Source organism: Brachybacterium sp. SW0106-09, from assembly GCF_001293905.1.
GTDB lineage: Bacteria > Actinomycetota > Actinomycetes > Actinomycetales > Dermabacteraceae > Brachybacterium > Brachybacterium conglomeratum.
Map to the genome: position 1 here is coordinate 84,227 of NZ_BCAK01000056.1, position 26,138 is coordinate 110,364.

Here is a 26,138-nt window from a genome sequence, read left to right on the forward strand (position 1 = left end):
ACCCCCTCCATCCCGTTCCGAAAGCCCCCATGAGCCACAAGAACGCCGCCCTGACACCCCGCCACCGCCTGCAGGTCGCTCGCCTCGTCGTCGAGGATGGCTGGCCGATCAGCGAGGTGGCCGCTCGGTTCCAGGTGTCCTGGCCGACGGTGAAGCGGTGGGCCGACCGCTACCTCGCCGGCGAGTCCATGGAAGACCGGTCTTCGCGCCCGAGGGTGTCGCCGAACAAGACCCCGAAGACGGTGACCAAGCGGTGCGTCAGCCTGCGAATGCGGTTGCGCGAAGGCCCAGTTCAGCTCGCCGCTCGACTCGGCATCGCACCATCGACGGTGCACCGAATTCTCACGACGGCACGCCTCAACCGGCTGTCCTACGTCGACCGTGCCACCGGCGAGCCGATCCGCCGGTACGAACACCCCCATCCCGGCTCGCTGGTGCACGTGGACGTTAAGAAGCTCGGGAATATCCCCGACGGCGGCGGCTGGCGCTATGTCGGCCGACTCCAAGGCGAACGCAACCGCGCCGCCACGCCCGGGAAGCCGAAGAGCAAGTGGCACAACCCAAAGCTCGGGTACGCGTTCGTGCACACCGTCATCGACGACCACTCCCGCGTCGCGTACACCGAGGTCCACGACGACGAGACCGCCATCACCGCCGTCGCCGTCCTGCACCGGGCGGTCGAGTGGTTCGCAGACCGCGGTGTCACCATCGAACGGGTGCTGTCTGACAACGGCGGGGCATACCGGTCACACCTGTGGCGCGACACCTGCGAGGCCCTATCGATCACCCCGAAGCGGACCCGTCCGTACCGGCCGCAGACCAACGGAAAAGTGGAACCCTTCCACCGGACCATGGCCGACGGGTGGGCGTACGCCCGCTGCTACACCAGCGAGCAAGAAAGACGTGACGCCCTGCCGGACTGGCTGCACCAGTACAACGAACACCGTCCGCATACCGCCTGCGGCAACCAGCCGCCCTCCTCACGATTGATCAACGTGCCCGGTCAGTACATCTAGCGGGGCTCGTCCTCGAGGGCGGAGCTCTCGACGTGGTGCCCGCGGTCCGGGGCCCCGCCGTCGTCCGGGCCGGCGGCGTCCTCGGCCACCAGCCCGAGCGCCGCGGCGGCCTCGCGCAGCTCCTCGGGGCCGACGTGCGCGGTCGCGGGCGGGCGCCTCCCGGCCCGCGCCGTCGCCGCGTCCACGCGCAGGCGCACCACCGCGTCCTTGTCCGGGGCGGGGCTCGCCCCCGGCGGGGTCAGCCCCCCGATCGCCGCGGCCGGGATCATCACGGTGCGCGAGCTCAGCTGGCGAGGCATCACGGTGAGCGCGGCGAGCTCGCCGCTCGCATCGTGCTGGTAGACGTCGCGCACCCGGCCGACGACCCGGTCGTCGCTGCCGCGCACGGTAAGCCCGGCGAGCGCCTGGAGGCCCGGCGCCCAGTGGTGGACGAGGGGCTGGTCCCGCGCGTCCTCGGGCTCCGGCCCGCCGGTGAGGCCGGAGGTGCGATCCTCCGGGGTGCGCTCGGCGCTCATCGGGTCTCCTCGCAGGGGGTCACGCCCAGTGAGTCTACCGACGGGGCTCCGGCGCTCGGTCGGTCACGCAGCAGAGCCGCACGAACTCCTGCACGTCCTCGATCGGGTCCGCGTCGGACGTCTTCTGCAGCTCGCGGACCGTGTGCTCGCGCACCGTCAGGCTCAGCAGCAGGGAGAACAGCGAGCGGGCGAGGAACTTCGGCGAGGCCCCGGCGACCAGACGCCCCTGCTCGCCGAGGCCGCCGAACACGCGCTCCAGCACGTGCTCGTGGACCAGTCGGAGCCGGGCGATGCGGAAGCGGCCGGGATGCCCGGGGTCCACGATCTCCGCCGACAGCGTCGCCAGCAGCGCCATCGAGTGCTTGCGCGGATCCCACGGACCGCCCAGCGCCGCGATCAGCGTCTCCGGCGACGAGGCGATCGAGTCGGCCGAGTCCAGCAGCCCCTGCGCATGCGCCTCCATCCGGTCGATCACCGCGCCGAGCAGCACGTCCTTCGAGGAGAAGTGGTGCAGCATGCCGGGATGTGAGATCCCCACGCGGCGCGAGATGTCGCGCAGGCTCGCGCCGTCGTAGCCGCGCTCGGCGAACAGGGCCGAGGCGGCGTCGAGGATCATCTCCCGCCGCGAGGGCTCGGCGGCGGTCGCGCCCTCGGCTGCGACGGCCCCGTCGGCCGTGCCCGAGCCGATGGTCGTGCCGGCCCCGACGGTCACCCGTGCGGCCCCGTCGGCCGAGGCGCCGGGCGCGCCCTCGAGGCCCGCGCCGAGCCCGTCCTGGGACTCGGTGAGGGTGTCGAGGTTGCGCAGGACCCGGCCCAGCGGCTCCTCGAGCGCCCCGCCGCCCGCGCGGCACGGCGACTCCTCGCCGGCCCGATCGGAGAAGACCGCCGACGGCGGCACCGGTCCCGTCCCGGCCCCCAGGGACCCGTTGGTCACGACACTCGTCATCGGCGTTCCTCCTTCGTCATCAGCGGGAGACGATCAGCTCCGCGATCTCGATCGCGTTCAGCGCCGCCCCCTTGCGAAGATTATCGGCCACCGCGAAGAGGATCAGCCCCTTGCCGCCCGGCACCGAGGCGTCCTGTCGGATGCGGCCGACGAATGTGCCATCCTTGCCGGCCGCCATCAGCGGGGTGGGCAGGTCCACGACGGTCACGCCCGGCGCCGCCTCGAGCAGCTCGCGCGCCCGCTCCGGGGTGATCGGCTGATCGAACTCGGCATGGATCGCGAGGGCGTGGCCGCTCATCACCGGCACGCGGACGCAGGTGCCGGAGACGGGCAGGTCCGGCAGGCCCAGGATGCGGCGGGACTCGTTGCGGAGCTTCTGCTCCTCGTCGGTCTCGCCGGTGCCGTCGTCCATCAGGTTCCCGGCGAGTGCGACCACGTTGTACGCGATCGGCGCCTGGTACACCTCGGGCTCGCCCAGATCCACCGCGGAGCCGTCCAGCGCGAGCTCCTCGACGTGGTCGACCCCCTTCCTGACCTGCGCGGCGAGCTCCGCGACACCGGCCACGCCGGAGCCGGAGACCGCCTGGTAGGTGGCGACCTTCAGCCGGGCCAGGCCCGCCTCGTCGTGGAGGGCCTTCAGGGTCGGCATCGCCGCCATGGTGGTGCAGTTGGGGTTCGCGATGATGCCGCGCTCCGGGGCGGTGATCTGCTCCGGGTTCACCTCGGAGACCACCAGCGGCACCTCCTCGTCACGGCGCCAGGCCGAGGAGTTGTCGACGACCACGGCGCCCGCCTCGGCGAAGCGGGGCGCGAGCGCCTTCGAGGTCGAGCCGCCGGCGGAGAAGATCGCGACGTCCAGCCGCTGCCCCTCGGAGGTGATGTCGGCGGTCTCCGCGTCCTCGACCACGAGGTCGAGACCCGCATAGGAGACGGTGCTGCCGGCGCTGCGGGCGGAGGCGAACACACGGATCGCGGAGTGTGCGACCGAGCGGTCGGCGAGCAGGGCGAGCATCACACGCCCGACCTGGCCGGTGGCGCCGACGACGCCGAGGACGGGCCCGTCGGCCGCGTAGCCGGGGGTGCCCGAGAAGTCGGGCGCGGTGGTGGAGCTGGGGGTGCTGGTGGTGTTCATCGTCCGGTCCCTCCGTAGACCACGGCCTCGGTCTGCTCGGCGTCGAGGCCGAACGCCGTGTGGATCACGCGCACCGCGTCGCCGAGCCGCGACTGCTCGGTGACGACGGAGATGCGGATCTCCGAGGTGGAGATCATGTCGATGTTGATGCCCGCCTCGCCGAGCGAGCGGAACAGGGTCGCCGAGACGCCCGGGTGCGCGCGCATCCCGGCGCCGACGATGGAGACCTTCCCGATCTGGTCGTCGTAGCGGACCTCGGTGAAGCCGATCGCCTCGCGCGCCTGCTCGATCGCCTCGAGGGCGGCGGGGGCGTCGGACTCCGGGAGGGTCAGGGAGATCGCGACGGTGTCGTCGACCGTCGAGGAGTTCTGCACGATCATGTCGATGTTCGCGCCGGTCCCGGCGACCACGTCGAACAGCAGCGCCGCCTTGCCCGGCGCGTCCGGGACCTCGACGACGGTGATCTTGCCTTCGCTGCGGTCGTGGGCGACGCCCGAGATGATCGGCGCCTCGAGGCCCGGTGCTGCGATGTCGTCCATGGGGAGCTCCTTGGTCGGGTCGGCGGCGTCGCGACGGGCGGCGTCCGCGGGGCGGAGGGTGACGTCGGGGTCGATCGGGATCTCGCGCTCGGGCTCGTCGGTGACGATCGTGCCGAGCCGGCCCGAGTACGAGGAGCGCACGTGCAGCGGCACCCCGTAGCGGCGCGCGTACTCGACGCTGCGCGCCATGAGGATCTTCGAGCCGTTCGCGGCCATCTCCAGCATCTCCTCGCTGGAGATGACGGGGACGCGGCGCGCGGCCGGCGCGATGCGGGGATCGGCGGTGAAGACGCCGTCGACGTCGGAGTAGATCTCGCACACGTCCGCCTCGAGCGCCGCGGCGAGCGCGACGGCGGTCGTGTCCGAGCCGCCGCGGCCGAGGGTGGTGATGTCCTTCGTGGTCTGCGAGACGCCCTGGAATCCGGCGACGATCGCGACCGCGCCCTCCTCCAGCGCCTCCTCGATCCGACCCGGGGTGACGCGCAGGATGTGCGCCTTTCCGTGCACCTCGTCGGTGATCAGCCCGGCCTGCGAGCCGGTGTAGGCGCGGGCGTGGACGCCGGTGTCGTTCAGCGCCATCGACAGCACCGCCATCGAGATCCGCTCACCGGCGGTGACCAGCATGTCCATCTCGCGCGGCGGCGGGTTCGGGCTCACCTGCTCGGCGAGGTCGATCAGGTCGTCGGTGGTGTCGCCCATCGCGGAGACCACCACGACCACCTTGTGTCCGGCCCGGGAGTACATCGAGATGCGGCGCGCGACGCGCTTGATCGAGTCGGCGTCAGCGACGGAGGATCCTCCGAATTTCTGGACGACCAGGCTCATGAGCGGGTTCCTTTGACTGTCGGGGGCGGTGCGGATCGTGCGTGGGTGCGCGGACATCCGCTGTCGCGGGTCCGCTCGAGCCGATCGGACGCCCCGTGCCGTGCGGTCCGAGCCGGGCTCGCGGGAGCGGCGCAGACGCACGCCTCCCGCCGGACACCGCTCGTCCCGGACGATCCGGTGACGCCGTCGCGACACGCAGGCCAGTCTACGAAGACGGCTCCCCTGAGCCCCAGTGACCTCGTCATTCGAGACAGGGGGCCAGGTCAGGACGGTTCGCGCACGTGACCGGCGCAACACCGCCCCGGGCGCGGCGGGGCAGCGGGCCGTGCGGGCCGGGGCGCGGCGGGTGGCGGCGGGCAGGACACGGAGCGACGTCGGCCAGGCCGAGAGACCGGCCCGCACGGGGCGCGGCGGAGAGCTCCGGCCCCAGAACCCCGTCGAGACGTAGGAAGGCATCGATATCGGGCGCTGTACCGATAGATATCTACGACTCGACTCGACGGAAGCGCACCAACGGCGTGCGCCCCTGCCTCGGGGAGACCGGTCAGCGGCGACAGTGACGCTCGTAGTGCCTGACGACGGGGAGGAATGGGGGAGGCCGGACGGAGAGGGACTGGGGAGGAAGGGTCCACCTTCCTGACCAGGGCTCCCGCACCGCCCACCGGAGAGATGTGGAGGGCGGACGCAGCGACCGCCTCGTCGCGGCAGTCTCCAGTCATGCCACGCCGCCTCCGTCCGCTGCCCGACTCGCTGCGATGGAACGTGTTCACGACCGCAGAGGCTCGGGCGGCCGGGGTCTCGGGCGGTCGCCTCCAAGCGAGCGATGTCATCCGGATCGGCCGCGGGCTCTATGCCCGATCCGAGATGCCGACCGACGCGACCGACGCCTCCGTCGACCAGTCCGGGTCGGCGCCCGGCCAGGCGGGCATCCACGAACGGCGAGACACCTCAGGCCACCTCGTGCACGACCCGACCACGGACCGCGAGGGCCCACCTCCGAGTTCCGCTGACCCGTCGCACGACGGCGTGCACGCAGTTCGTGAGGCTGACGTGATCCGGGCGCTCCAGCGCGCCGATCCCGACGCTGTCGCGTGCGGACTCAGCGCGGCTCGACTGTGGAGGCTGCCGTTGCCGAGGGGACTTACCTCGTGGGACGCGGGAGCTCCTGTCGCGCAGGTCGAGATGAGCCGTCCCGGCATTCATCGGCTGAGTCGGGGGCTCGTAGCGTGGAGGTCCTTCGACCTCGCCCCGGCGGACGTCAGTCGCGTGAGCGGCGTCGGGGCCACCTCGCGCCTCCGCACGTTCCTCGATCTCGCCGACGTCCTGGCACAGGATGACCTGGTCGTGATCGGCGATCATCTGGTGCGCATCCCTCGCCCGTCCGTGGAAGGACGCTCGAGGCCGTTCGTCGAACTCTCCCTGCTCACGGAGGCCGTCGGCAGCTTCAGCGGACGAGGTGCTCGCCGACTGCGCGCGGCGCTGGCCGATGTGCGCGTCGGGGCGGACTCCCCTCCCGAGACCGCGCTCCGCCTCGCGCTGCAGCGGGCAGGGCTGCCGGATCCCCTTCTGAACGCCACGATCCGCCAGGACGGACAGTGGCTCGGGGACCCGGACATGGCATGGCGGGACTGGAAGGTCTGCGTCGAGTACGACGGCCGACATCACCGCACCCAGGCACAGCAGGCCAAGGACGTCCGCCGCGGGGAGCGACGCCGCCTGGCCGGGTGGACCGAGCTCATCGTCACCGCGGAGGACATGGCGCACGACGCCTCGCAGGCTGTCGTTCGGGTGCGCGCCGAGCTGCGACGGCAGGCCATGACCGGATGAGGCGAGGTAGCCCGTGGCGAGGGGACGCGTATCGGACGGCCGGGGCTGGAGGGCACAGGCCTGCCGAGGAGGCGACGCCCACCGGGAGACCTGCAATCGAGACGTAGCTTCATGCCCGTATTCACTCCTGAACCGACACGAACCTACGAGTCGATGACGAGAACGGGCGGGGTGGGGGTGTCGACAGGGGCGGCCGGGACGGTTCGGCCGGCGACGAGCGAGGCCGGCGAGACCAGCCCCGCCGGACGTCAGAGGGCGGCGGTGAGCTCGGTGAGGAGGGTGCGGGCACCGTCGGTGCGGAGCACCTCGAGGGCGTGGAGGTAGGGCGTCGTGAACGCCTCGTGCTCGACGAGGTCGCCGAACAGCTCCTCGTCGCGGAGGAAGGCGAGCGGGTCCTCGTCGTGCTTCGCGGCGGCGGCCATGACGCGGTCGTGGAGGCGGTCCACAACGGGCCACTGCTCGCCGTTCTCCCCGGTGCCCTCGGCGTAACGGGCCCAGGAGGCGACGATCGCGGCCGATGCCGAGACCTCTCGGCCGGCCTCGAGGTTCTCCCGGATCACGGGCACGAGCCAGGTGGGGATGCGGTCGGAGGACTCGGCGGCGAGGCGGGCGAGGGTGTCCTTCACGCTCGTGTTCGCGAAGCGCGCCATGAGCTCGTCCTTGTAGGCATCGAGGTCCATGCCGGGCACCTCGGGCACGGTCGGGGTGCCCTCGCGGTCCATGTACAGGGTGCGGGTGAAGGGGGCGAGGTGCGGATCGACGGCGGCCTCGTCGGCGAAGGTCTGCCCGAGCAGCAGGCCGAAGTAGGCGATGGCCTGGTGGGAGCAGTTCAGCAGGCGCAGCTTCATCAGCTCGTACGGCTCGACGTCCTCGACCATCTGCACGCCGACCTCCTCCCAGGCGGGACGGCCGGCGGGGAACTCGTCCTCGAGCACCCACTGCACGAAGTCCTCGCTGACCACGGGCCAGGCGTCCTCGATGCCGTATTCCTCGGCGATCATCTCGATGTCCGACTCCGCGGTGACAGGGGTGATGCGGTCGACCATGCAGTTGGGGAAGGCGACGTCGGAGGCGATCCAGTCCGCGATCGGGGCATCGCCGTGCAGGCCGTTCTCGTCGCGGCGCTGCGCATAGGCGAGGATCATGCGCTTGGCGAGATCGCCGTTGCCGCGCACGTTGTCGCAGGACATGACCGTGAAGGGGACGGTGCCGGCCTCGCGTCGGCGGCGCAGCGCCTCGACCACGTAGCCGAACATCGTCCGGGGCTGACCCACCCGCTGCGCGGAGTTCGCGCCGCCGTCGTTCGAGCCCGCGAGGGCCGCGGCCTGGGCGTCGGCAGGATCGAACCGCGTGGCGAGGTCCGCGGCGACCGCCTCGGTCTCGTACTGGAACTCCCCGGTGGAGGGGTTGTAGTTGTAGCCGCCCTCGGTGACGGTGAGCGAGACGATCCGCACGGCCGGGTCGGTCATCTGCGCGAGCACGGCCTCGGGGTCGTCGGGCGCGAAGAGGTAGCGGGCGATCGAGCCGATCACGCGGGGGTCGCGCGTCCCGTCGGGCGCCTTCGTGACCAGGGTGTACAGGGAGTCCTGGGCGTCGAGCGCGTCGCGCATCCTGGCATCGCCCGGCAGGAGGCCGACGCCGCAGAGCGCCCAGTCGAGGTCGCGTCCGGCGTTCATGAGGCGATCGAGATACATCGCCTGGTGGGCGCGATGGAAGCCGCCGACGCCGAAGTGGACGATGCCGACGCGTCGCTCGTCCAGGGGCTGCTGCGGGGTGGCGACCTCGCCGCGCGCGGCGATCTCGGAGAGGGCTGCGGAGGTCAGGGCGGTCGGAGCGGTCATCGGCTCATCCTTCGACGAGAAGCGGGGGTGCGCCCGACGATACACACTTCTGCGTCAGATGAGCAGAGGGTGGCGCTCACCTGTTCGACGCCGGGCTCACCGCGGGCCTGAGGGGGCCGAGCTGCGGCGCGGTCGACCCGAGGCGACACGGCGACGCAGAGCGCGACCGGATCGGCCAGCACGGCAGAGGCGGAGCGGCCGACCGAGGACGGAGGGGCCGCGTTCAACCCAGGAGCGCCTCGACCTGCTCGGCGAGCTCGGGGGCGAGGACGATGTCGTCGACGAGCCCGGAGCGGGCCGCGGCGAGCACAGCCTCGGGATGGCCGACGGCGGGGATCGCGGCGATGACGCGGGCGCGGCGGAGCTGGTCGGGCCGCACCCCGATCACGCGGTCCTCGACGGCGGAGTGCCACACGGCGCCGCTCTCGCCGAGCAGGATCCCGCAGATCTCGGCGACGACGCCGGCGTCGAGGGCGCGCTGCTGCTCGGCGGGACGCAGGCGGCTCCAGAGGGTCGAGGCCCCGTCGGCCCAGGCGCCGACGGACACGGTCGCCACGTCGAGCCCGTCGGCCGCATCGAGCGCTGTGCGCACCTCCTCCATGGAGCGCAGCGAGGCCGCGACCTGCGGGGAGTCGACGATGAGGGGGGTGGGAAGGGCCCAGACCTGCCCGCCGGAGCGGGCGCCGAGCTCGTGGACCAGCGCGGAGGACTGCGCGGTCGAGTGCCCGGCGGTGCTCACGGGGCCGACGAGCTGGACGATGTCGGCCACGGGCAGCGCGTCGAGCGCGGCGGGCAGGTGCATGAGGGTGCGCGACCAGGCCACGCCGACCCGTCCACCCTCGCGCAGGTGACGAAGCAGCAGGCCCGCGACCTGGCGTGCGATCGCGGCGCGAGGCGCCTCGCCGGGGCGGGCGACCGCGACGGTGACGGAGGAGATGCCCAGGCGCTCGGCGAGCGGGGAGAGGTCGCGGCCGGCGGCGGTCGGGTCGACGACCTCGATGCGGACGATGCCCTCGGCGCGCGCCTCGTCGAGCAGGCGCGCGACCTGGAAGCGGGAGAGTCCGTGGCGCCGGGCGAGCTCGATCTTCGGCACGCCCTCGAGGTGGTGCTCGCTCGCGAGGGCGACCTTGAGCGCGATCGCGTCCGCAACCCCGGGGCCGGCCTCCGACCCAGGTCCGGCTTCCATCCCGGCATCCGCCTGCGCCCCGGCACCGTCCTGCGTCCCGACCCCGGCCTGTCTCCCGACTCCGGCCTGCTCGCTCCCCATCGGTCCTCCCTCCGCAGCCCGCATCGACCCCTCAGGTGAGGGCAGATGGTTGCTCGGCTGAGCGTATATGACTACGCTCACCCTCAGTTGAGAAGTCTCCCCGCTCATCTGAGCGAACGGTCGTGCCGTCGGCCGTGCCCTCCCGGGTACGCCCCCTCGGCGCCGACCGTGCCCGCCCTCCGCGACGACGCGCCCGAGCGGCCCGTCTCCGCGATGTTCACAGGAGAACAGCGCATGGGTCCCCGTCCCCACCCCTCACCCCCGCCACGGCCCTCCCGTCCCCGTCGGCGCACTGTCCTCGGCGCCGGGCTCGCCGCGGGTCTCGGCGCCGCCGGCCTCGCCGGATGCGGCGCCGGCGCCTCCGCCGGCGGGAAGGAGCCGATCGTCGTCGCGATCGTCTCGAACCCGCAGATGCAGGACGCGATCAGCCTCATCGACCGCTTCACCGCCCAGCATCCCGACATCGACGTGCGCTTCGTGTCCCTGCCGGAGAACGAGGCGCGCGCGAAGATCACCGCCTCGGTCGCCTCCGGCGGCGGCGAGTTCGACGTCGTGCGCTCGTTCTTCCTCGAGGTGCCCGGCGAGGTGCTCGAAGCGGCCTCGATCGACGGCGCCTCGCTGCTGCGCACCATGCGCACGGTGCTGCTGCCGATGGTCGCCCCGGGCGTCGCCGCGACGGCGCTGATCTGCGTGATCTTCGCGTGGAACGAGTTCTTCTTCGCCCTGAACCTCACCGCGGCGAACGCGGCGACCGTGCCGATCTTCCTGATGTCGACCATGACCTCGGAGGGCCTGTTCCTAGCCCGGCTCTCGGCCGCCTCGGTGCTCGCCTCGCTGCCGGTGGTGCTCGCCGGCTGGATCGCGCAGAAGCAGCTGGTGCGCGGCCTGTCGATGGGTGCGGTGAAGTAAGCGGCCGGCCAGTCGGACCGCGCGGCCGACCACCGAGACGTAGGTTCCTGCCCCTATCGAGCGCGATAGGAGCAGGAACCTACGTCTCGATGCGTGCCGGAGCCCGCGGTCCGGCCGACGCCCGGTTCCGTCAGTCGCCGGGGACGTCGCGCTCGATCTCGGCGAGCCAGGCGGTCGAGGCGGCGTCCGAGGGCATCCGCCAGTCCCCGCGCGGGGAGAGCGAGCCGCCGGCCAGCACCTTCGGGGCGTTGGGCAGGGCGGAGCGCTTGAACTGGTTGTTGAAGAAGCGCCTGGTGAACACGGTCAGCCAGTGCTTGATCTCCTCGCGGGAGTAGGCGCGACGGTCGTCCTCGGCGTAGCCGGCCGGCCACTCCCCCGCCTCCGCGTCGCCCCAGGCCTGATGGGCGAGATAGGCGATCTTGCCGGGGCCGTAGCCTCGGCGCAGCAGGTGGTAGAGCGCGAAGTCGTGCAGCGCGTAGGGACCGATGGAGTCCTCGGTGGACTGCGCCTTCTGCCCGGGCGCGGTGGGGATCAGCTCCGGGGAGATCTCGGTGTCGAGCACGGCGCGCAGCACCTCGGCGGTCGCCGCGTCGAAGATCCCCTCTGAGATGACCCAGCGGATCAGGTGCTGGATGAGGGTCTTCGGCACGCCCGCGTTCACGCCGTAGTGGGACATGTGGTCGCCCACCCCGTAGGTGCACCAGCCCAGCGCCAGCTCGGAGAGGTCGCCGGTGCCCACGACGATGCCGCCGTGATGGTTCGCGAGACGGAACAGGTAGTCGTAGCGCATCCCGGCCTGGACGTTCTCGAAGGTCACGTCATAGACCGGCTCGCCCTCGCCGAAGGGATGGCCCATGTCCTTCAGCATCTGGGTGGACGCGGGACGGATGTCGATCGTCTCGAAGCTCGCGCCGATCGCCCTCGAGAGCAGCTCGGCATTGGAGCGGGTGTGCTCGGTGGTGGCGAAGCCCGGCATCGTGTAGGCGAGGATCTCGGAGCGGTCGCGGCCCAGCAGGTCCATCGCGCGGGCGCACACGATCAGGGCGTGGGTGGAGTCCAGGCCCCCGGAGACGCCGATGACGGGGCGGGTGCCGCCGGGCATGTCCCCGCCGATCTGCTTCAGGCGCCGCACGAGGCCCGCGACCTGGATGTTGTACGCCTCGTAGCAGTCCTGGGCGAGGCGCGCGGGGTCGTCGGGCACGAAGGGGAAGCGGTCGTGGTGGCGGCGCAGCGGGCCGGTCGCGGGCGGGGTCCGCAGGTCGGGCAGCTCGGCACCGGTCGCGGCGGAGCGGGCGTCGTGCCGGGCCTGCGCGGCGCGGCGCCGGCCGCCGAGGAGGATCGGCTCGGGCATCTCCTCGTCGTCCTCGTCCGCGTCGTCCCAGCAGTCGGGAACGTCCCAGGGGCCGAACAGGCTCGTCTCCTCCCAGCCGTCGAACTTCTCGAGCGAGGCGGCGTGGGTGCGTCGGTTGTCATCGAAGGTGTTCTGGCGGCGCCGCTCGGCGACGATCCGGTCGAGGTCGACGTCGACGATCGTGGAGCGCACCCCCGTCGGGAACCGCTCGGACTCCCCTAGCAGGTCACCGCACTCGTACACGAAGGTCTGTCCGTCCCAGGCGAGGTCCGTCGTGGACTCGCCCTCGCCGGCCGCGGCGTAGACGTAGGCGCACTGGGTGCGGGCGGAGGCGGAGCGGGCCATGAGCTTGCGGTCCTCGGCGCGGCCGATCGTGATCGGGGAGCCCGACAGGTTCGCGATCACGGTCGCGCCGGCGAGCGCGGCCTCGGCCGACGGCGGGACCGGCACCCACATGTCCTCGCAGATCTCGACGTAGAGCGCGAGCCCGGGTACGTCCTCGACCCGGATGATGCCGTGCGGGGTGAGCTGCGCGAACTGTCCGCCGAGGATCACCTCCTCGCCCGCCGCGTCGTCGCCGGGCGAGAACCAGCGCCGCTCGTAGAACTCGCGATAGGTGGGGAGGTTCTGCTTCGGGGCGATGCCGAGGATCTGCCCCCGATGGATCACGACGGCGCAGTTGAAGACGCGGGAGCGGTCCTTCGCGCGCAGCGGGGCGCCGAGCACGATGATCGGCATCAGCTCCTCGCTCGCCTCGAGCACGGTGAGCACCGCCTGCTCGGCCGCGTCCAGCAGCGGCTCCTGCAGGACGAGGTCGTCGAGGGAGTACCCGGTCAGGGACAGCTCGGGGAAGACCGCGATCCCGACCTGCTGGTCGTGCAGGTCGCGCAGCGCCTCGAGATGGCGCTCGGCGTTCGCGGCCGGGTCGGCGAGCGCGACCGGCAGGGTCACCGCGGCGACGCGCACGAAGCCGTGGTCGTAGATCGAGGCATGGGGGTCCGTGGCCGCGGCCGCGTGACCGGCGGTGTCCGTCGCAGAGGTCATGGCCCGAGCGTAATGGGCCGTGTCCGCCGAGGGGACGTGAGCGGCACACGGCCTGTCACATGCAGGCCCGGTGCCGCTCGGCGCCCTCCCGTGGACAGCTCCGCGCACACGGGGCAGGTCGGTGTCGACAGGGACGGACAGCACCACGACCTGGGCTGCGCTGCGATAGCTTGACCCGGTGGAACATCGGCACGTCGCAGGCGGGAGGCATCGACGATGAGCTCCCGCAGACCCCTTCTCGGCTGGCTCCTGATCGCCCCGAGCCTGATCGGCGTCACCTGCTTCCTGATCCTGCCGGTGGTGCTCGCCTTCGTGGTGTCCCTGTTCCGCTGGGACCTGCTGGGGACACGCACCTTCCTCGGCCTGGACAACTACGCCTCCCTGCTGGCCGACGGTGCGCTCGCGAACTCCCTGCTGGTCACGGGCGTGTTCACACTGATCTCGGTGCCGGTGTCGCTCGCGATCGGGCTCGTGCTCGCCACGCAGCTGGTGCGGGCGCTGCCGGGCTCGGCGATCGTGCGGGTGATCGTGGTGATCCCGTGGGTGTGCGCGCCGCTCGCGCTCGGCGTGGTGTGGAAGTGGATCTTCCAGCCGTCGGTCGGCGCGCTGAACCAGATCCTCGGGATGCGGATCGAGTGGCTGACCGATCCCTCGCTCGCCCTGCCGGCGGTCGCCTTCGTCGCGATCTGGCAGAACGTCGGCTACATCTCGCTGTTCTTCCAGGCGGGGCTGTCGCGGATCCCCGGCTCGATCTACGAGGCCGCCCGGATCGACGGCGCGAACGCCGGGCAGCAGCTGTGGTTCATGACGATCCCGCTGCTGCGACCGACGACGTTCTTCCTCGCCGTCACCCAGGTGGTCGCCTCCTTCCAGGTGTTCGACATGGTCTTCGCCCTCACCGGCGGCGGGCCGCAGCACCGCACCGAGGTGATCGCCTCCCTGATCTACCACGAGGCCTTCGAGGCCAGCCGCCTGGGCCGCGCGAGCGCCGTCGCGGTGATCCTGTTCGTCCTGCTGGTGGTGATCACGGTGATCCAGCAGCGCTGGTTCTCCCGGCGCATCACCTACGACATGAGCTGAGAGGAGGGACGAGATGACTGCTCAGGATCCGAGCCCGGCTGGCGGCCACGGCACCAGACCGGCCGACGAGCGCTCCGCGCCTGCCGACGGCGGCGGCTCCGGCGGCCGCGATCACCGGCGCACCGCCCGCCCCTCCGGGCGCCGTCGGCCGCTGACCGGCTCGCTGCTCGCGCGCCGCGTGCTCGGCCACGGCGCGACCTATCTCGTGCTGATCGTCGCGGCCGCGCTCACGCTCGGGCCGTTCCTGTTCTCGGTGATGACCGCGCTGACCTCCACCGCGCAGTTCGCGCAGGAGGGGCCGCTGTCGCTCCCCGCCCCGCCGGTGCTGGACAACGTGATCGCCCTGTTCAGCTCCGAGGACGGCTTCGTCACCCCGGTCGCGGTGACCGTGCAGATGGTCGCCGTGATCCTGACGGGGCAGATGGTGTTCTCGGTGCTCGCCGCCTATGCCTTCGCCCAGCTCCGCTTCCCCGGCCGTGACCTGCTGTTCTGGGTGTACATCGCGACGCTGATGGTGCCGCAGGTGGTGGTCGTGGTGCCGCTGTACCTGATGCTCTCGGAGATGGGGCTGCGCAACACCTTCTGGGCGCTCGTGCTGCCCTTCGTGCTCGGCTCCCCCTACGCGATCTTCCTGCTGCGGGAGAACTTCCGCGGCATTCCCTCCGAGCTCATGGACGCCATGCGGATCGACGGCGCCGGCACGCTGCGCCTGCTGTGGCACCTGGTGGTGCCGCTGAACCGGCCGATCATCGTCACCCTGGTGCTGATCACGGTGGTCACCCACTGGAACAGCTTCATGTGGCCGATGGTGATCACCTCCGGGCCCGAATGGCGGGTGATCACCGTGGCGACCTCCGCGCTGCAGTCGCAGTACAACAACAACTGGACCCTGGTGATGGCCGGGACGACGCTGGCGATGCTGCCGCTGGTGATCCTGATGATCGTCTTCCAGAAGCAGATCACGCGCTCGGTCGGCGACGCGACGCTGCGCTGAGGGCCGCACCCCGCCCCGTCTCGGAAGGTCATCTAGCGCCCCACGACGGGGCCGGCGGACGATAATGGGCAGGACATCACTTCCCGGAAGGACCTCCCATGCTGAAGCGTCGTACCCTCCTCTCCTCCTTCGCCGCCGCCGGCCTGCTCGGCACCGCGGCGGCCTGCTCCCCGTCGGGCGGCGGTGACAGCGGCTCCGGCGGCGAGGGCGGCGGCAGCGACGCCGGCGGCAGCAGCGGCGGCGACAAGGGCACGCTGACCTTCCGCCTGTGGGACGAGAACGCGGTGGCCGCCTACGAGGAGTCCTTCGCCGCGTTCACCGAGCAGTCCGGCTGGAACGTGTCGATCGACGTGGTGCCGTGGGCGGACTACTGGACGCGCCTGCCGCTGGACGTCGCCAGCGGCGATGCGGCCGACGTGTACTGGATGAACTCCGCGAACTACGTGCTGTACAAGGACTCCGGCGACCTGCTGGACATCAACGAGGTCGTCCCCGACGGTGCCTCCCAGTGGGAGAAGGCCGTGGTGGACCTGTACTCGCGCGACGGCGGGCTCTGGGGCGTGCCGCAGATCTGGGACTCGATCGCCGTGTTCTACAACAAGGCGCTGGTCGAGGAGGCGGGCGTGGACCCGTCGGCTCTCGCCTTCGACCCGGCCGCCGACACGGACTCCCTGCGCGAGGCGGGCCGGAAGCTCACGGCGGACGGCGAGGGCCGCCACCCGGGCGAGGACGGCTTCGACGTGGACTCCCGCGCGCAGTTCGGCTTCAACTCGCAGGCCGACCGGCAGGCGATCATCGGCCCGATGCTCGCCTCGAACGGCGCGCAGTGGCAGGACGAGGACGTGTACACCTTCGCCTCCCCCGAGGGCATCGAGGCATTCCAGTACATGGCGGACCTGATCAACGTCGAGAACATCGCGCCCAGCGCCGCGGACACCAACGAGAACGGCGACTTCACCCGCGACCTGTTCACCCAGGGCAAGCTCGCCCTGTTCCAGTCCGGGCCCTACAACCTGCTGCCGGTCTCCGACGGCGTCGCCGACTCCTTCGAGTGGGCGCTCGCCGCCCCGGTCGCCGGCCCCGACGGGGCGAAGTCGCTGGTCCACGGCGTGGTCGCCGTCGGCAACGCGAAAGCCGACGACGAGCAGCAGGCCGGCATCGCCGAGCTGCTGACCTGGCTCGGCTCGAAGGACGGACAGCTGCCGCTCGCGGAGCAGGGCGTCTCCTTCCCCGGCCACGTCGACGCGCAGGACGCGTACATCGAGTTCTGGAAGGGCAAGGGCGTGGACGTGAGCGTGTTCGTCGAGGCGGCGAAGAACCCCGCCGAGGCCGACACCGGCGCCCGTGCGAACGCGGGGCTGACCGCCGCGATGCCGATCTTCCAGGAGGTCTTCATCGGCCGGCTCTCCGCCGCCGACGGGATCCCGCAGGCGCAGGAGGAGGGCAACGCCGCCATGGCGGAGTGAGCCGCGGGCTCTCCACCGCTCCCTCACAGTTCGTGCCCCGAACGTGCCCAGGAAGGGCTGTCGCTCCAGGTCAGGGCGTGGGAATGTAGCCCCATGACACAGAGCACACCCGCGGACGGCCCGCCTCCGCCCCTCCCGCCGGTCGACCATGCCTCCCCGCAGAGGGCTCCCGGTCCGGAGGGGCCGGGGATCGTCGCCGAGCACGTCAGCCGCGCCTTCGGCAGCGTGCAGGCGGTGGCGGACCTGAGCTTCACCGCGCCGCGCGGGGCGGTCACGGCGCTGGTCGGCCCGAACGGCTGCGGCAAGTCGACGCTGATGCTCATGCTCGCCTCGCTGCTCGCCCCCGACTCTGGCCGGGTGCTCGTCGGCGGCGTCGACCCCGCCGAGAACTCCGCCGCAGTGCGCGCGCAGGTGGGCTGGATGCCGGACCAGTTCGGGGCGTGGGACTCGCTGCGGGTCGCCGAGGTGCTCGAGGTGATGGGCCGCGCCTACTTCCTGCCCACCGCGCAGCTGCGCGGGAGGGTGGACGAGCTGCTGGAGCTGCTGGACCTCGTGCCGCTCGCGCAGCAGCCCGCGCACGTGCTCTCCCGCGGGCAGAAGCAGCGCCTGGGCCTGGCCCGCGCGCTCGTGCACGACCCGCAGGTGCTGGTCCTCGACGAGCCCGCCTCCGGCCTGGATCCCGCCTCGCGACGCCGCCTGCTGCAGGTGGTCCGCTCACGGGCGGCCGACGGGGCGACCGTGCTGGTCTCCAGCCACATCCTCGGCGAGCTCGAGGAGATGGCCGACCACGTCGTCTTCATGGACGGCGGCCGCGCCGTGGACGCCTCGAGCCTCCGCGACCTCGCCGCCCGGCCGCGCCCGTGGCGCATCTCCTCGCTGCACCATCAGGCGCTCGTCGAGGCGCTCGATCACCTGCAGGTGCGCCACAGCGAGGCGCTGCCCGGCGACCGCACCACCTCCGGTCATGCGGAGGCGGTGGTGGAGCTGCCCGACGACGCGACCGCCGCCCGCCTGCTCGCGGATCTCACCGCCGCGGGCGCCCAGATCATCGGCTTCGGCCCGACGACGGGCAGGCTCGAGGCCGCCTATCTCGCCTCCGACGCCGCCCAGCGAGAAGGAGCCCTGTGATGAGCACTCCCCAGACCCTCGAGGCCGGTCCAGGGACCGACCGTCCCCGCGGCCGCGGCCGCTATGCGCTGCGCTGGCGCGGACTGCGGCTGGTCACCTCGCTCGAGCTGCGCCAGCGCCTGCGCTCCAAGCGCTGGTACGTGGCACTGGCGGTGTGGACGCTGGTGATGATGGGGATCGGCGCGCTCGGCCTCGGGCCGACGCTGTACTCCGCGCAGTGGGACGAGGTCGGCCCGATCGCGGCGATGGTGTTCAGCCTGCAGATGATCCTGGTGCTCTTCGCGATGCTGCTGGTGGTGCCGGCGCTGTCAGCCGGATCCATCAACGGCGACCGCACCGCCGGGACCCTCGCGACGCTGCAGGCGAGCCTGCTCAGTCCCGCCGAGATCGTGCTCGGCAAGCTGCTCGCAGGCTTCCTGACCGGCCTGGCCTTCCTGGTCCTCGCCCTGCCCTCGCTGGTGCCGATCGCGCTGCTGGGCAGCATCGGGATCCTGTACATGCTGCGGCTGCTCGGGGTGATCGTGCTGCTCACCCTGTGCGTGACCGCGGTGGGGCTCGGTCTCTCGGCGCTCACCTCGCGGCAGCTCGGCTCGGTGGTGCTCGCCTACGTGATCGTGTTCGGGGTGACGGTGGTGCTGCCGATCGCGTGGGGCTCGACCGCCGTGGTGCTGAACGAGGAGCGGGAGGTCACGAACTACTACAGCGTCTACGACGACGAGTACTCGATGGAGAAGAGCCGGTGCGTGGCGGAGCAGGTCGAGGAGACGGTGCCGCGGCTGGACCTCTCCCTGCCGCTGCTGTGGGGGAACCCGGTGGTGCTCCTTGCCGAGGCCGCGCCGACCCTTCCCGCGGACTACGACCCCCTCGAGGACCCGGACACGGATCTGCTGACGACGCTGAAGACCGGGATGCGCTCCGCCGCGACCACCACCCACCCCGTCCACTCCGTGCACTGCTCGCCGGAGGACCCCGGCTATCCCACCGATCTCGGGACGCCGCCGAACCGTCCGGTGTGGCCGATGGGTCTCGGGCTGTGGCTGCTCGTCGGGGCGCTGTCGCTCCTGGTCGCGGTGCGGCGGCTCGCCGTGCCGGTCAGGCACCTCGGCGCGGGCACCCGGATCGCCTGAGGCGACAGGGCCGGTCGTGGTCAGGTGATGGCGTCCTGCGTTCCGGTACGGCGATATATCCGTACCGGGACGCAGGACGCCATCAGTCGACCACGCGCCGAGGGCCGGTACAGGGCCGCCGGTTCAGCGCTCGCGCAGCCCGGTGACCGTGTCGGGGATGTCGTGCAGGTGCGAGGCCTGCTCGGAGGGGCTGTTGCCGCCGCCGGTGAAGGCCGATCCCTCGGAGCCGAAGTCCGGCAGCACGCCCTGGGCGAGGTCGGTCTGCCGCACGGCGGTGTCGGAGGCGCCGGGGGCGTTCTCGTCCACCCACAGCCGCTCCCCGGCCGCGTCGAGGTCGAAGATCTCCAGCGCGTGGTCGCCGCCGTCGGCCTGGAGGCGCTTGCGCAGCGCGGCGCGCACCGCGGGGTCCTTCGCGCGGTCGGCGCGGGTGCCGAACTCGGGGGCGACCAGCGCGTACGGGGTCTCGCGGCGCATGTATCCGTCGGCCGGCCCGTAGAGCACGTCGCGCAGTCCGCTCTTCATCGCCTGCGTCGCCGCGACGCCCAGCAGCGGCACGGCCATGAGCGCGAGGAGGGTGAGGAACACCCAGGTCAGGGCCGTCCCGGCGCCGAGCAGCGGGAGCAGGACCGCGGCGAGCACGGTCCCGGCGAGCGCCCAGCCCGCGCAGAGCCAGCCGGTCAGCGCGCACACCCGCGCCTCCCACGGGTTCACGCGGGCCCGGTGCGCCCACTCGGCGTAGGTGCGCTGGTCCCGCACCTGGGCGCGGTGGCCGGAGGAGAGCGGGACCGCGAGCGCCGGGGCGAGCGCGCAGCCGGCCGCGACGAGCCCGAGCAGGGGGAGGCCGACGGCGAGGTGCTGCCAGCGCAGCGGGGTCTCGACCTGGGACAGTCCCGTCGCGGACAGGGAGCCCAGGACGGTGACGAGGTCCGCGATGCCGAGCACCAGCCAGGAGGTCCCGGCCAGGGCGGGCAGCACCCAGGTCAGTGCCGAACGCGCGATGAGGGCGAGCGCGCTGAGGGCGCCGCGGGGGCTCCTCGCCCCGTCGGCCGCGGGGGTGCCGGGGTTCGGCGGCAGGTGCCGGCGGTCCTGGGCGAGGTGCTGCCGGGCGGCGGCGCGTCGGCGCTCCGGGTCGGTGCCGATGCGCGCCTCGGTGTGCAGCACCTCGTGGGAGGTGATCCCGAGCAGCCGCGCGGCGGGCACGGTGCGACGCACGAGCACCCAGGCGAGCTCCAGGGCGACCAGTCCGGCGCACCACACGGACAGGGGGCCCGCGCCGAGCCCGGTCCAGGGCTGCGGCAGGCCGAGCACGACCGTCAGCGGCAGGGCGAGGACGGTGAGCACCGGCAGCGCGAGGAGCATCGCGGTGGTGCGGTCCTCGACGCCGCGCTGGAACTGCGTCTCGGAGAGGAAGCGGCGGGGCTGCAGCGGCGCGACCAGGCGCGGCACCAGCAGCGCCCCGAGCAGGCTCAGCACCGTCGCGAGGGCGGGCAGCAGCAGGAACGCGGTCCACAGCCCCTCGGAGGTGAAGTTCAGGGCGCTCATCGCCTGGCGCAGGTAGGCCGGATCGCCGAGGCCGGCGAGGAGGGAGAAGAGCCAGAAGGTCGGCGAGGCGCCGACGACGTACAGGGTCAGCAGCACATACCAGAGGCCGAGCAGCACGAGCGCCGGCGCCCAGAGTCGACGCAGCAGGCTGCGGAGGATCTCGCGCCGGGACTCGACCATGATCTCCCCCGGCGAGACCAGGTGCGTCTCCTCCTCCGGCAGGCGCGGCGGCGAGGGCAGGTCCGTCAGCGGCGGCAGCGTCCGGGAGTGGGGAGAGGTCATCACGGGAACCGGCGGCGCCTCAGACGGTGCGGCGGCCGAGGAAGGCTCGGCCCAGGGTCATCTCGTCGGCGTAGTCGAGGTCGCCGCCGACGGGCAGCCCGGAGGCCAGGCGCGTGACGGTCAGCTCGAGCGGTCCGAGCAGGCGGGAGAGATAGGCGGCGGTGGCCTCGCCCTCGATGTTCGGGTCCAGCGCGAGGATGACCTCCTGGGTCTGCCCGGAGCCGAGGCGGCTCATCAGCTGGGTGATGCGCAGGTCGTTCGGGCCTACGCCGCCGATCGGGTCGATCGCGCCGCCGAGCACGTGGTAGCGGCCCTTGAACTCGCGGATCTTCTCGATCGCGACGATGTCCTTGGACTCCTCGACCACGCAGATCACCTCGTCGCTGCGGCGCAGGTCGGTGCAGATGCGGCACTTCTCCTCCGCCGAGACGTTCCCGCAGATCTCGCAGAAGCGGACGGTGTCCTTGACCTGGACGAGCACCTCGGCGAGCCGGCGCACGGCGGCGTCGTCGGCGTCCAGCAGATGGAACGCGATCCGCTGCGCCGACTTGGGGCCGATGCCCGGCAGCTTGCCGAGCTCGTCGATGAGGTCCTGGACGATGCCTTCGTACACGCGTCTCACTCTAGTTCCCGGGGCCGAAGTGCGGCGACGGCGCCGAGGTGGTGTGGATCGCTGCGCGCTTCACGGACGGCCGGACCGGGCGCGAGAGACCTCGATACGCTGGCGTTCCCGACCCACTCTCGATGCGGAGAACCATGGCCAGGCTTCCCGACACCCTCCTCGACGCGGTGCAGGCGCGCGTGCTCGAGGGCCTCGCCGACCTCGGCGCCTCCGACGCGCTGGTCGCCGAGATCGCGCAGCGCGTGGTCGCGTACCTGCGCAACACCTTCGAGACGACGGTGAGTGTGGAGGAGGACGGCACCACCTTCGTGATCACCGGCGACATCCCGGCGATGTGGCTGCGGGACTCCGCCGCGCAGCTGACGCCGCTGCTGCGGCTGGTGGTCGCCGGGGTGGGTGCCGACGAGGACCGCGCTGAGCTGGTCGCGCTGCTCGCCGGGCTGCTGCGCCGCCACTGGCAGTATCTCGAGATCGACCCGTACGCCAACGCCTTCAACCGCGCCCCGGACTCCTCCCACTGGGATGCGGACGAGACCGAGCGCGAGAACCCCTGGGCGTGGGAGCGCAAGTTCGAGCTCGACTCCCTCTCCTACGGCCCCGACCTCGCCTGGCGGCTGTGGCGGGCGACCGGCGACACCTCGTGGGCCGAAGAGCGCTTCCTGCCGGCGGCCCGCGCGATCCTCTCCACCGTCCGGGCCGAGCAGCACCACGAGGAGCGCTCCGCGTACTTCTTCCGACGCTCCGGCGTGCCCGTCCAGGACACCCTCGCCCGGGAGGGGCGCGGCTCCCTGACCACGCCGAACGGCCTGGTGTGGGCGGGATTCCGCCCCTCGGACGATGCCTGCGAGCTGGGCTACAACATCCCCGGCAACCACTTCCTCGCCCTCGCCCTGGAGCGTCTCGCGGAGCTGTTGGAGCAGGTCGCGGACGCCCCGGCGGAGGCGGACGAGGCGCGGGAGCGCGCGGAGCAGATCCGTGCGGCGCTGGTGGAGCACGGCACGATCGAGGGGCCGACGGGCGAACGGGTCTGGGCCTATGAGATCGACGGGCGCGGCGACCACCGGTTCCTGGACGACGCGAACGTGCCGAGCCTGCTCGCCCTGCCGTACCTGGGCTGCGTGGCGCAGGATGATCCGCTATACCTGGCCACGCGCGCCGCGGTGCTCTCGCGCAGCAACCCCTGCTACTACGAGGGGCTGTACCTCGAGGGCGTCGGCTCCCCGCACACCCCGAAGGACCATGTGTGGCCGATCGCGCTCGCGGTCGAGGGGCTGACCAGTGCGGAGCGTGGCGAGAAGCTGCATCTGCTCGAGCTGATGGCCCGCACCGACGGCGGGACCGGGATGATGCACGAGGGCGTGCACGTGGACGATCCGACGGTGTTCACGCGGGAGTGGTTCTCCTGGTCGAACTCGATGTTCTGCGAGCTGGCGCTGGACCTGGCCGGTGTGGAGAGGGATCGTGCCGGCACGCACGAGGGAGCGACGGAGCGCTCCTGAGCCCGGAGCGCGGCGGACCGGGACGGAGCGCGGCGGACCGGGACGGAGCGCGACCGGAGCTCGGGACCGATGACGGCGGGCGGCCCCGGAGGTCGCCGGCCCCCGGCGGTGCTGGTGGCGTCCAGCCTGCCGCGATAGCGTCTGACCGGGCCGCCGCCATCCTGCCCGGCCCGCCGCCGACCGCGAACAGGACGAGTCCCGATGTCGCCGATGCCCGCCCCGTACGACGCCGCCGAGCCCGCCACCTCCTGCCGGATCACGGAGGCTCCCGAGATCACGACGGCCGTCGTGGTCCAGCACGACTTCCCGATGTACGACATGCCCGCCCTGATGGACGGCACGTTCTCCCACCTCGCCGAGGCGCTGGCGGCGCAGGGCATCCGCCCGATCGGCCCCGCGTTCTCCCTTCACCACCGGGCACCGGTCGCGACGGCCGATCTCGAGGTGGGCTTCCCGGTGGACGCGCCGCTGACCGAGACCCTCGAGCTGCCCAGCGACTACGAGGTCATCGGGTCGAGCATCCCGGGCGGTCGCATCGCCTGGATCTCGCACATCGGTGCCTACGGCGGCCTCGCGGAGAAGTGGGGGGCGTTCACCGAGCAGGTCGGGGAGTCGGACGAGCAGATGACGTACCCGTTCTGGGAGTTCTACGTCACCGAGCCGCATCCCGACATGAACCCGGCGACCCTGCGCACGGACCTGTTCTCCCTGCTCGAGCCGCGCCGCTGAGAAGGATGCAGGTCGGCGCGCGCCGATGAGGCATGCGCCGATGCGACGTTCGCCGAGTCAGCGCGGACGGTTCTCGTCGATGACCTCGAGGACCTTGCCGCCGAGCATCTTCTCGATCACCTCGCGGCCGTTCCGGGTCGCGACGACGGCGTCCTCGTCGTCCCGGGTCGCGCCGCCGGTCGGGTCCAGATCGGCCTCGGGTGCCTGATCCGACTGGCCTCGCCCTCCTCGCAGGCGCTGACCCGCGGTGCGGGACGCCATCGCGGCCTCGCGGACGAGCGCGGCACCGCTGCGCGGCGCGTCTGCCGCCGACGGTGCGGCGGGTGCGGTGCTGGGAGCTGCGGCGGGCGGCGTGGTCGGAGCTGCGGCGGGCGGAGCCGACGGTGCCGCGGAGGGCGCCGGGGATGCTCCCGAGGCGGTGCCGGTGACCGCCGCCGCGGCGCCCCATGAGCTCGACGCGCGTGCGGAGGCGGAGCCATCCGCGCCGCCCGGCGCGACCTTGCCGGAAGGCTGAGCTGGGTCGCCGTGCGGGACGTCGTCGCCGTGCGGGACGGCACGGCCGAGCCCGGCCGGTGGGGCTGAGTCCGGCGAGGTGGGTGAGGCGACCTCGGGGGCCGCGGTGAACTCATGCGGCATGTCACCGCCCTGCGCGACGTCCTCCGGCTCCTGGCCCGGGGCCTCGCCCGGTCCGGCGGCGGAGGCGTCCTCCCCCTGCGCGAGGTGCGCGGCGGGCAGCGAGCGGACCACGCGACCCTCCGCGAGGGCGCGCTTGAGCGCGTTCTGGCCGAAGGTGCGGGGCTCCTCCGCCGGCAGCCTGTCGCGCCCCTCGTCCTCGACCTCGGGCGGCGGGCCCGCCGGCGCGGAGTCCGGGAGCGTCCGGCCAGGAGCATCGCCCGCTGCCGACTCCGTGGACGCGGAGGCCCTGGACGCGGACGGGGCCGACGGGGCGGCAGGCGCGGCGGATCGGTTCGGGGCGGCGGGGGCGCCGGTTCCGGTGCTTCGGTCCTCGAGCGCGTCCGACCAGCGGCCTCCGCCCTGCGCCGCGGCGGGCGGCTGGTGCTGCGCGGGCAGGCCGTACTCCTCGGGGTCCGGCGGGTAGGGGTCGTCGGGCTCCGGCGGGAAGTCGTCGGCCGGGGCGTAGGAGGGTCCGGCCGGAGCGTTCCTTGCGGCACGTGCAGCGGCGGCCATCGCTCGTTCCGAGGCGCGCTGGCCGACGGACGCGGGCTGCTGCCGCTCGGGACTGTCACCGACGGCGGGCGCCGCCGGTTGGGCGGCCGACGACGGGCCGGCCGACGACGCAGCCGAAGGAGCTGCCGACGGAGCTGCGGAGCCCGGCGCGGACGGTGCGGAGCCCGGCGCGGACGGGGCGGCGGCGGGTGCGGAGTCGCGCGGCGCGATCGCGGAGGCGGCATCTCCCCACGGCGCTCCCCCGGTCCGCGGAACCTGGCGGCCGGACGGGTCCGCCGCATTCGGGCCGCCGGCGGCTCCGCCTCCCTGCCCGCCCGGGTCGGGAGCGTCCTGCCCGACGGAACCCTGTCCGCGGGGAGCCCAGTCGCCCGATCCGCCACGACCACCCGGACCACCCGAGCCGCTCGGGCCGCTCGGGCCGCTCGGGCCGCTCGGGCCGCTCGGGCCGCTCGGGCCGCTCGGGCCGCTCGGGCCGCTCGGGCCGCTCGGGCCGCTCGGGCCGCTGTAGCCGGCAGGGTCGCCGGGACCGGCGTTATCCGGCCCGGCACCGCCAGGACCGTTCCCTCCAGGAGCTCTGCCGGCGGAGCCTGGACCTGCGGCGCCACCTCCGCCGGGGCCTGCACCACCGGGACCAGCGCCACCGGGGCCAGCGCTGCCGGGGCCAGCGCTGCCGGGTCCGGGATCCTCCCCGACGACGGCATCGACCATGACGTCGACGTGCACAATGCGTCGGACGGCGTCGGCGAGGTTCTCCGCCGCCGTGCCGCGGCGGAAAGCGCTCACGAGGCCCTCGGTGCGGAATCCGAGCACGAGGGTGCTGCCGTTCAGCCCGTTGACGTGCGCGTTCTGCGAGATCAAGGCCCAGCTGGGGCGGCGGATCTGCTGCAGCTCGTCGAGGATCGCGGACCAGTGCCCGCGCACTGCGTCGGCATCGAGCCCGCCGCCCGAGGCGGGGGCACCCAGCGGTACGGTCGGGCCGTCGGCGGTTGTCGGGGCTGTCGGTGCCGGAGCGCCCTGGCCGCCGGGCTCCCCCTGCCCGGCCCGCGGCTCTCGACGCTCTTCGCCCGAGGCCTGGCCGGCACCAGCACCAGCACCAGCACCAGCACCAGCACCAGCACCAGCAAGCGCACCCCAGGAGGAGTCCTGGGCGGGTGCCGTCCGCGTCGGCTCGCCCTGCGCACTCCCGCCCCGTGCGGCGGCCGGGGCGTCCTGCGTCGGGGCAGGCGGCGCACTGGGGGCGGCCGCGGGGGCGGGGCGCCCGCCCCCGCG

The 26,138-nt window shown here is 72.8% G+C and carries 19 protein-coding genes and 2 pseudogenes; 11 read left to right on the forward strand and 10 right to left on the reverse strand.

The window, feature by feature from the left end:
• Window positions 1-29: 29 nt before the first annotated feature.
• Complete coding sequence (locus tag Y09_RS15380; protein ID WP_053918743.1) at window positions 30-1,016, forward strand: IS481 family transposase; 987 nt, start codon at window positions 30-32, stop codon at window positions 1,014-1,016.
• On the opposite strand, the gene Y09_RS15385 is transcribed toward Y09_RS15380, so the two are convergent.
• From Y09_RS15385 to Y09_RS15400, 4 genes are read right to left on the reverse strand one after another with little or no spacing between them, the layout of a single operon-like run.
• The gene (locus Y09_RS15385) at window positions 1,013-1,531 is read right to left on the reverse strand and encodes a PRC-barrel domain-containing protein (protein WP_053918744.1); all 519 of its coding nucleotides are present in this window, start codon (window positions 1,529-1,531) and stop codon (window positions 1,013-1,015) included. The two genes, Y09_RS15380 and Y09_RS15385, sit on opposite strands and share 4 nt — an antisense overlap.
• A gap of 34 nt (window positions 1,532-1,565) precedes the next feature.
• Complete coding sequence (locus tag Y09_RS15390; protein ID WP_053918745.1) at window positions 1,566-2,477, reverse strand: TetR/AcrR family transcriptional regulator; 912 nt, start codon at window positions 2,475-2,477, stop codon at window positions 1,566-1,568.
• A gap of 19 nt (window positions 2,478-2,496) precedes the next feature.
• A complete protein-coding gene (locus Y09_RS15395) occupies window positions 2,497-3,609 on the reverse strand; it encodes an aspartate-semialdehyde dehydrogenase (RefSeq protein WP_082358914.1) in 1,113 nt (370 codons plus the stop codon).
• Window positions 3,606-4,973 (reverse strand): aspartate kinase, encoded by a 1,368-nt coding sequence (locus Y09_RS15400; protein ID WP_053918746.1) that lies wholly within the window; start codon window positions 4,971-4,973, stop codon window positions 3,606-3,608. Before Y09_RS15400 ends, Y09_RS15395 begins: the two co-directional genes overlap by 4 nt.
• Window positions 4,974-6,239: 1,266 nt before the next feature.
• Between Y09_RS15400 and Y09_RS15405 the strand changes: the two genes are divergently transcribed.
• Window positions 6,240-6,800 carry a hypothetical protein gene (locus Y09_RS15405; protein ID WP_053918747.1) on the forward strand — a complete coding sequence of 187 codons (561 nt, stop codon included), beginning with the start codon at window positions 6,240-6,242 and terminating at the stop codon, window positions 6,798-6,800.
• Window positions 6,801-7,048: 248 nt separating this feature from the next.
• Here the strand turns inward: Y09_RS15405 and Y09_RS15410 are convergent, their stop codons facing one another.
• Window positions 7,049-8,641, reverse strand: a complete 1,593-nt coding sequence (locus Y09_RS15410; protein WP_053918748.1) for a mannitol dehydrogenase family protein — start codon at window positions 8,639-8,641, stop codon at window positions 7,049-7,051.
• 223 nt (window positions 8,642-8,864) lie between these two features.
• Window positions 8,865-9,827, reverse strand: a complete 963-nt coding sequence (locus tag Y09_RS15415; RefSeq protein ID WP_234695767.1) for a sugar-binding transcriptional regulator — start codon at window positions 9,825-9,827, stop codon at window positions 8,865-8,867.
• A 492-nt stretch (window positions 9,828-10,319) separates the two neighbouring features.
• Between Y09_RS15415 and Y09_RS18030 the strand changes: the two are divergent.
• Both Y09_RS18030 and Y09_RS17730 read left to right on the forward strand, forming a co-directional pair.
• A pseudogene (locus tag Y09_RS18030) lies at window positions 10,320-10,457 on the forward strand (sugar ABC transporter substrate-binding protein); the annotation flags it as partial.
• Window positions 10,458-10,817 (forward strand): annotated as a pseudogene (locus tag Y09_RS17730) (ABC transporter permease subunit); the annotation flags it as partial.
• A 130-nt stretch (window positions 10,818-10,947) separates the two neighbouring features.
• Here the strand turns inward: Y09_RS17730 and Y09_RS15425 are convergent.
• A complete protein-coding gene (locus Y09_RS15425) occupies window positions 10,948-13,212 on the reverse strand; it encodes an NAD(+) synthase (protein ID WP_053918750.1) in 2,265 nt (754 codons plus the stop codon).
• A gap of 216 nt (window positions 13,213-13,428) precedes the next feature.
• Here Y09_RS15425 and Y09_RS15430 point away from each other — a divergent pair, with 216 nt between their 5' ends.
• The 5 genes from Y09_RS15430 (at window position 13,429) to Y09_RS15450 (ending at window position 19,007) form a co-directional block, all read left to right on the forward strand.
• Window positions 13,429-14,292, forward strand: coding sequence for a carbohydrate ABC transporter permease (locus tag Y09_RS15430; protein ID WP_053918751.1), 864 nt, complete (start codon window positions 13,429-13,431; stop codon window positions 14,290-14,292).
• A gap of 13 nt (window positions 14,293-14,305) precedes the next feature.
• Window positions 14,306-15,286, forward strand: coding sequence for a carbohydrate ABC transporter permease (locus Y09_RS15435; protein ID WP_234695768.1), 981 nt, complete (start codon window positions 14,306-14,308; stop codon window positions 15,284-15,286).
• 98 nt (window positions 15,287-15,384) lie between these two features.
• Window positions 15,385-16,752 carry a sugar ABC transporter substrate-binding protein gene (locus tag Y09_RS15440; RefSeq protein WP_053918752.1) on the forward strand — a complete coding sequence of 456 codons (1,368 nt, stop codon included), beginning with the start codon at window positions 15,385-15,387 and terminating at the stop codon, window positions 16,750-16,752.
• A gap of 93 nt (window positions 16,753-16,845) precedes the next feature.
• Window positions 16,846-17,880 carry an ABC transporter ATP-binding protein gene (locus Y09_RS15445; protein ID WP_082358915.1) on the forward strand — a complete coding sequence of 345 codons (1,035 nt, stop codon included), beginning with the start codon at window positions 16,846-16,848 and terminating at the stop codon, window positions 17,878-17,880.
• Complete coding sequence (locus Y09_RS15450) at window positions 17,880-19,007, forward strand: ABC transporter permease (RefSeq protein WP_053918753.1); 1,128 nt, start codon at window positions 17,880-17,882, stop codon at window positions 19,005-19,007. Before Y09_RS15445 ends, Y09_RS15450 begins: the two co-directional genes overlap by 1 nt.
• 123 nt (window positions 19,008-19,130) lie before the next feature.
• On the opposite strand, the gene Y09_RS15455 is transcribed toward Y09_RS15450, so the two are convergent.
• Together Y09_RS15455 and recR are read right to left on the reverse strand one after the other, a co-directional pair.
• Complete coding sequence (locus tag Y09_RS15455; protein WP_053918754.1) at window positions 19,131-20,831, reverse strand: hypothetical protein; 1,701 nt, start codon at window positions 20,829-20,831, stop codon at window positions 19,131-19,133.
• A gap of 19 nt (window positions 20,832-20,850) precedes the next feature.
• Window positions 20,851-21,444, reverse strand: coding sequence for a recombination mediator RecR (gene recR / locus Y09_RS15460; protein ID WP_053918755.1), 594 nt, complete (start codon window positions 21,442-21,444; stop codon window positions 20,851-20,853).
• A gap of 143 nt (window positions 21,445-21,587) precedes the next feature.
• Here recR and Y09_RS15465 point away from each other — a divergent pair, with 143 nt between their 5' ends.
• Both Y09_RS15465 and Y09_RS15470 read left to right on the forward strand, forming a co-directional pair.
• A complete protein-coding gene (locus Y09_RS15465; RefSeq protein WP_053918756.1) occupies window positions 21,588-22,952 on the forward strand; it encodes a glycoside hydrolase family 125 protein in 1,365 nt (454 codons plus the stop codon).
• Window positions 22,953-23,153: 201 nt separating this feature from the next.
• Window positions 23,154-23,681 carry a GyrI-like domain-containing protein gene (locus Y09_RS15470; protein WP_053918757.1) on the forward strand — a complete coding sequence of 176 codons (528 nt, stop codon included), beginning with the start codon at window positions 23,154-23,156 and terminating at the stop codon, window positions 23,679-23,681.
• A gap of 57 nt (window positions 23,682-23,738) precedes the next feature.
• On the opposite strand, the gene Y09_RS17000 is transcribed toward Y09_RS15470, so the two are convergent.
• The gene (locus tag Y09_RS17000; protein ID WP_082358916.1) at window positions 23,739-24,869 is read right to left on the reverse strand and encodes a hypothetical protein; all 1,131 of its coding nucleotides are present in this window, start codon (window positions 24,867-24,869) and stop codon (window positions 23,739-23,741) included.
• Window positions 24,870-26,138 lie beyond the last annotated feature (1,269 nt).

Excerpts from the sequence above, each read along its gene's own strand:
- Y09_RS15390 (WP_053918745.1), bottom strand. The coding sequence starts at position 2,477 with ATGACGAGTGTCGTGACCAACGGGTCCCTGGGGGCCGGGACGGGACCG.
- Y09_RS15400 (WP_053918746.1), bottom strand. The coding sequence starts at position 4,973 with ATGAGCCTGGTCGTCCAGAAATTCGGAGGATCCTCCGTCGCTGACGCC.
- Y09_RS15395 (WP_082358914.1), bottom strand. The coding sequence starts at position 3,609 with ATGAACACCACCAGCACCCCCAGCTCCACCACCGCGCCCGACTTCTCG.
- Y09_RS15465 (WP_053918756.1), top strand. The coding sequence starts at position 21,588 with ATGGCCAGGCTTCCCGACACCCTCCTCGACGCGGTGCAGGCGCGCGTG.
- Y09_RS15445 (WP_082358915.1), top strand. The coding sequence starts at position 16,846 with ATGACACAGAGCACACCCGCGGACGGCCCGCCTCCGCCCCTCCCGCCG.
- Y09_RS17000 (WP_082358916.1), bottom strand. The coding sequence starts at position 24,869 with ATGGCCGCCGCTGCACGTGCCGCAAGGAACGCTCCGGCCGGACCCTCC.
- Y09_RS15385 (WP_053918744.1), bottom strand. The coding sequence starts at position 1,531 with ATGAGCGCCGAGCGCACCCCGGAGGATCGCACCTCCGGCCTCACCGGC.
- Y09_RS15455 (WP_053918754.1), bottom strand. The coding sequence starts at position 20,831 with ATGACCTCTCCCCACTCCCGGACGCTGCCGCCGCTGACGGACCTGCCC.
- Y09_RS15435 (WP_234695768.1), top strand. The coding sequence starts at position 14,306 with ATGACTGCTCAGGATCCGAGCCCGGCTGGCGGCCACGGCACCAGACCG.
- Y09_RS15450 (WP_053918753.1), top strand. The coding sequence starts at position 17,880 with ATGAGCACTCCCCAGACCCTCGAGGCCGGTCCAGGGACCGACCGTCCC.
- Y09_RS15440 (WP_053918752.1), top strand. The coding sequence starts at position 15,385 with ATGCTGAAGCGTCGTACCCTCCTCTCCTCCTTCGCCGCCGCCGGCCTG.
- Y09_RS15415 (WP_234695767.1), bottom strand. The coding sequence starts at position 9,827 with ATGGAAGCCGGACCTGGGTCGGAGGCCGGCCCCGGGGTTGCGGACGCG.
- Y09_RS15425 (WP_053918750.1), bottom strand. The coding sequence starts at position 13,212 with ATGACCTCTGCGACGGACACCGCCGGTCACGCGGCCGCGGCCACGGAC.
- Y09_RS15410 (WP_053918748.1), bottom strand. The coding sequence starts at position 8,641 with ATGACCGCTCCGACCGCCCTGACCTCCGCAGCCCTCTCCGAGATCGCC.
- Y09_RS15470 (WP_053918757.1), top strand. The coding sequence starts at position 23,154 with ATGTCGCCGATGCCCGCCCCGTACGACGCCGCCGAGCCCGCCACCTCC.
- Y09_RS15430 (WP_053918751.1), top strand. The coding sequence starts at position 13,429 with ATGAGCTCCCGCAGACCCCTTCTCGGCTGGCTCCTGATCGCCCCGAGC.
- Y09_RS15380 (WP_053918743.1), top strand. The coding sequence starts at position 30 with ATGAGCCACAAGAACGCCGCCCTGACACCCCGCCACCGCCTGCAGGTC.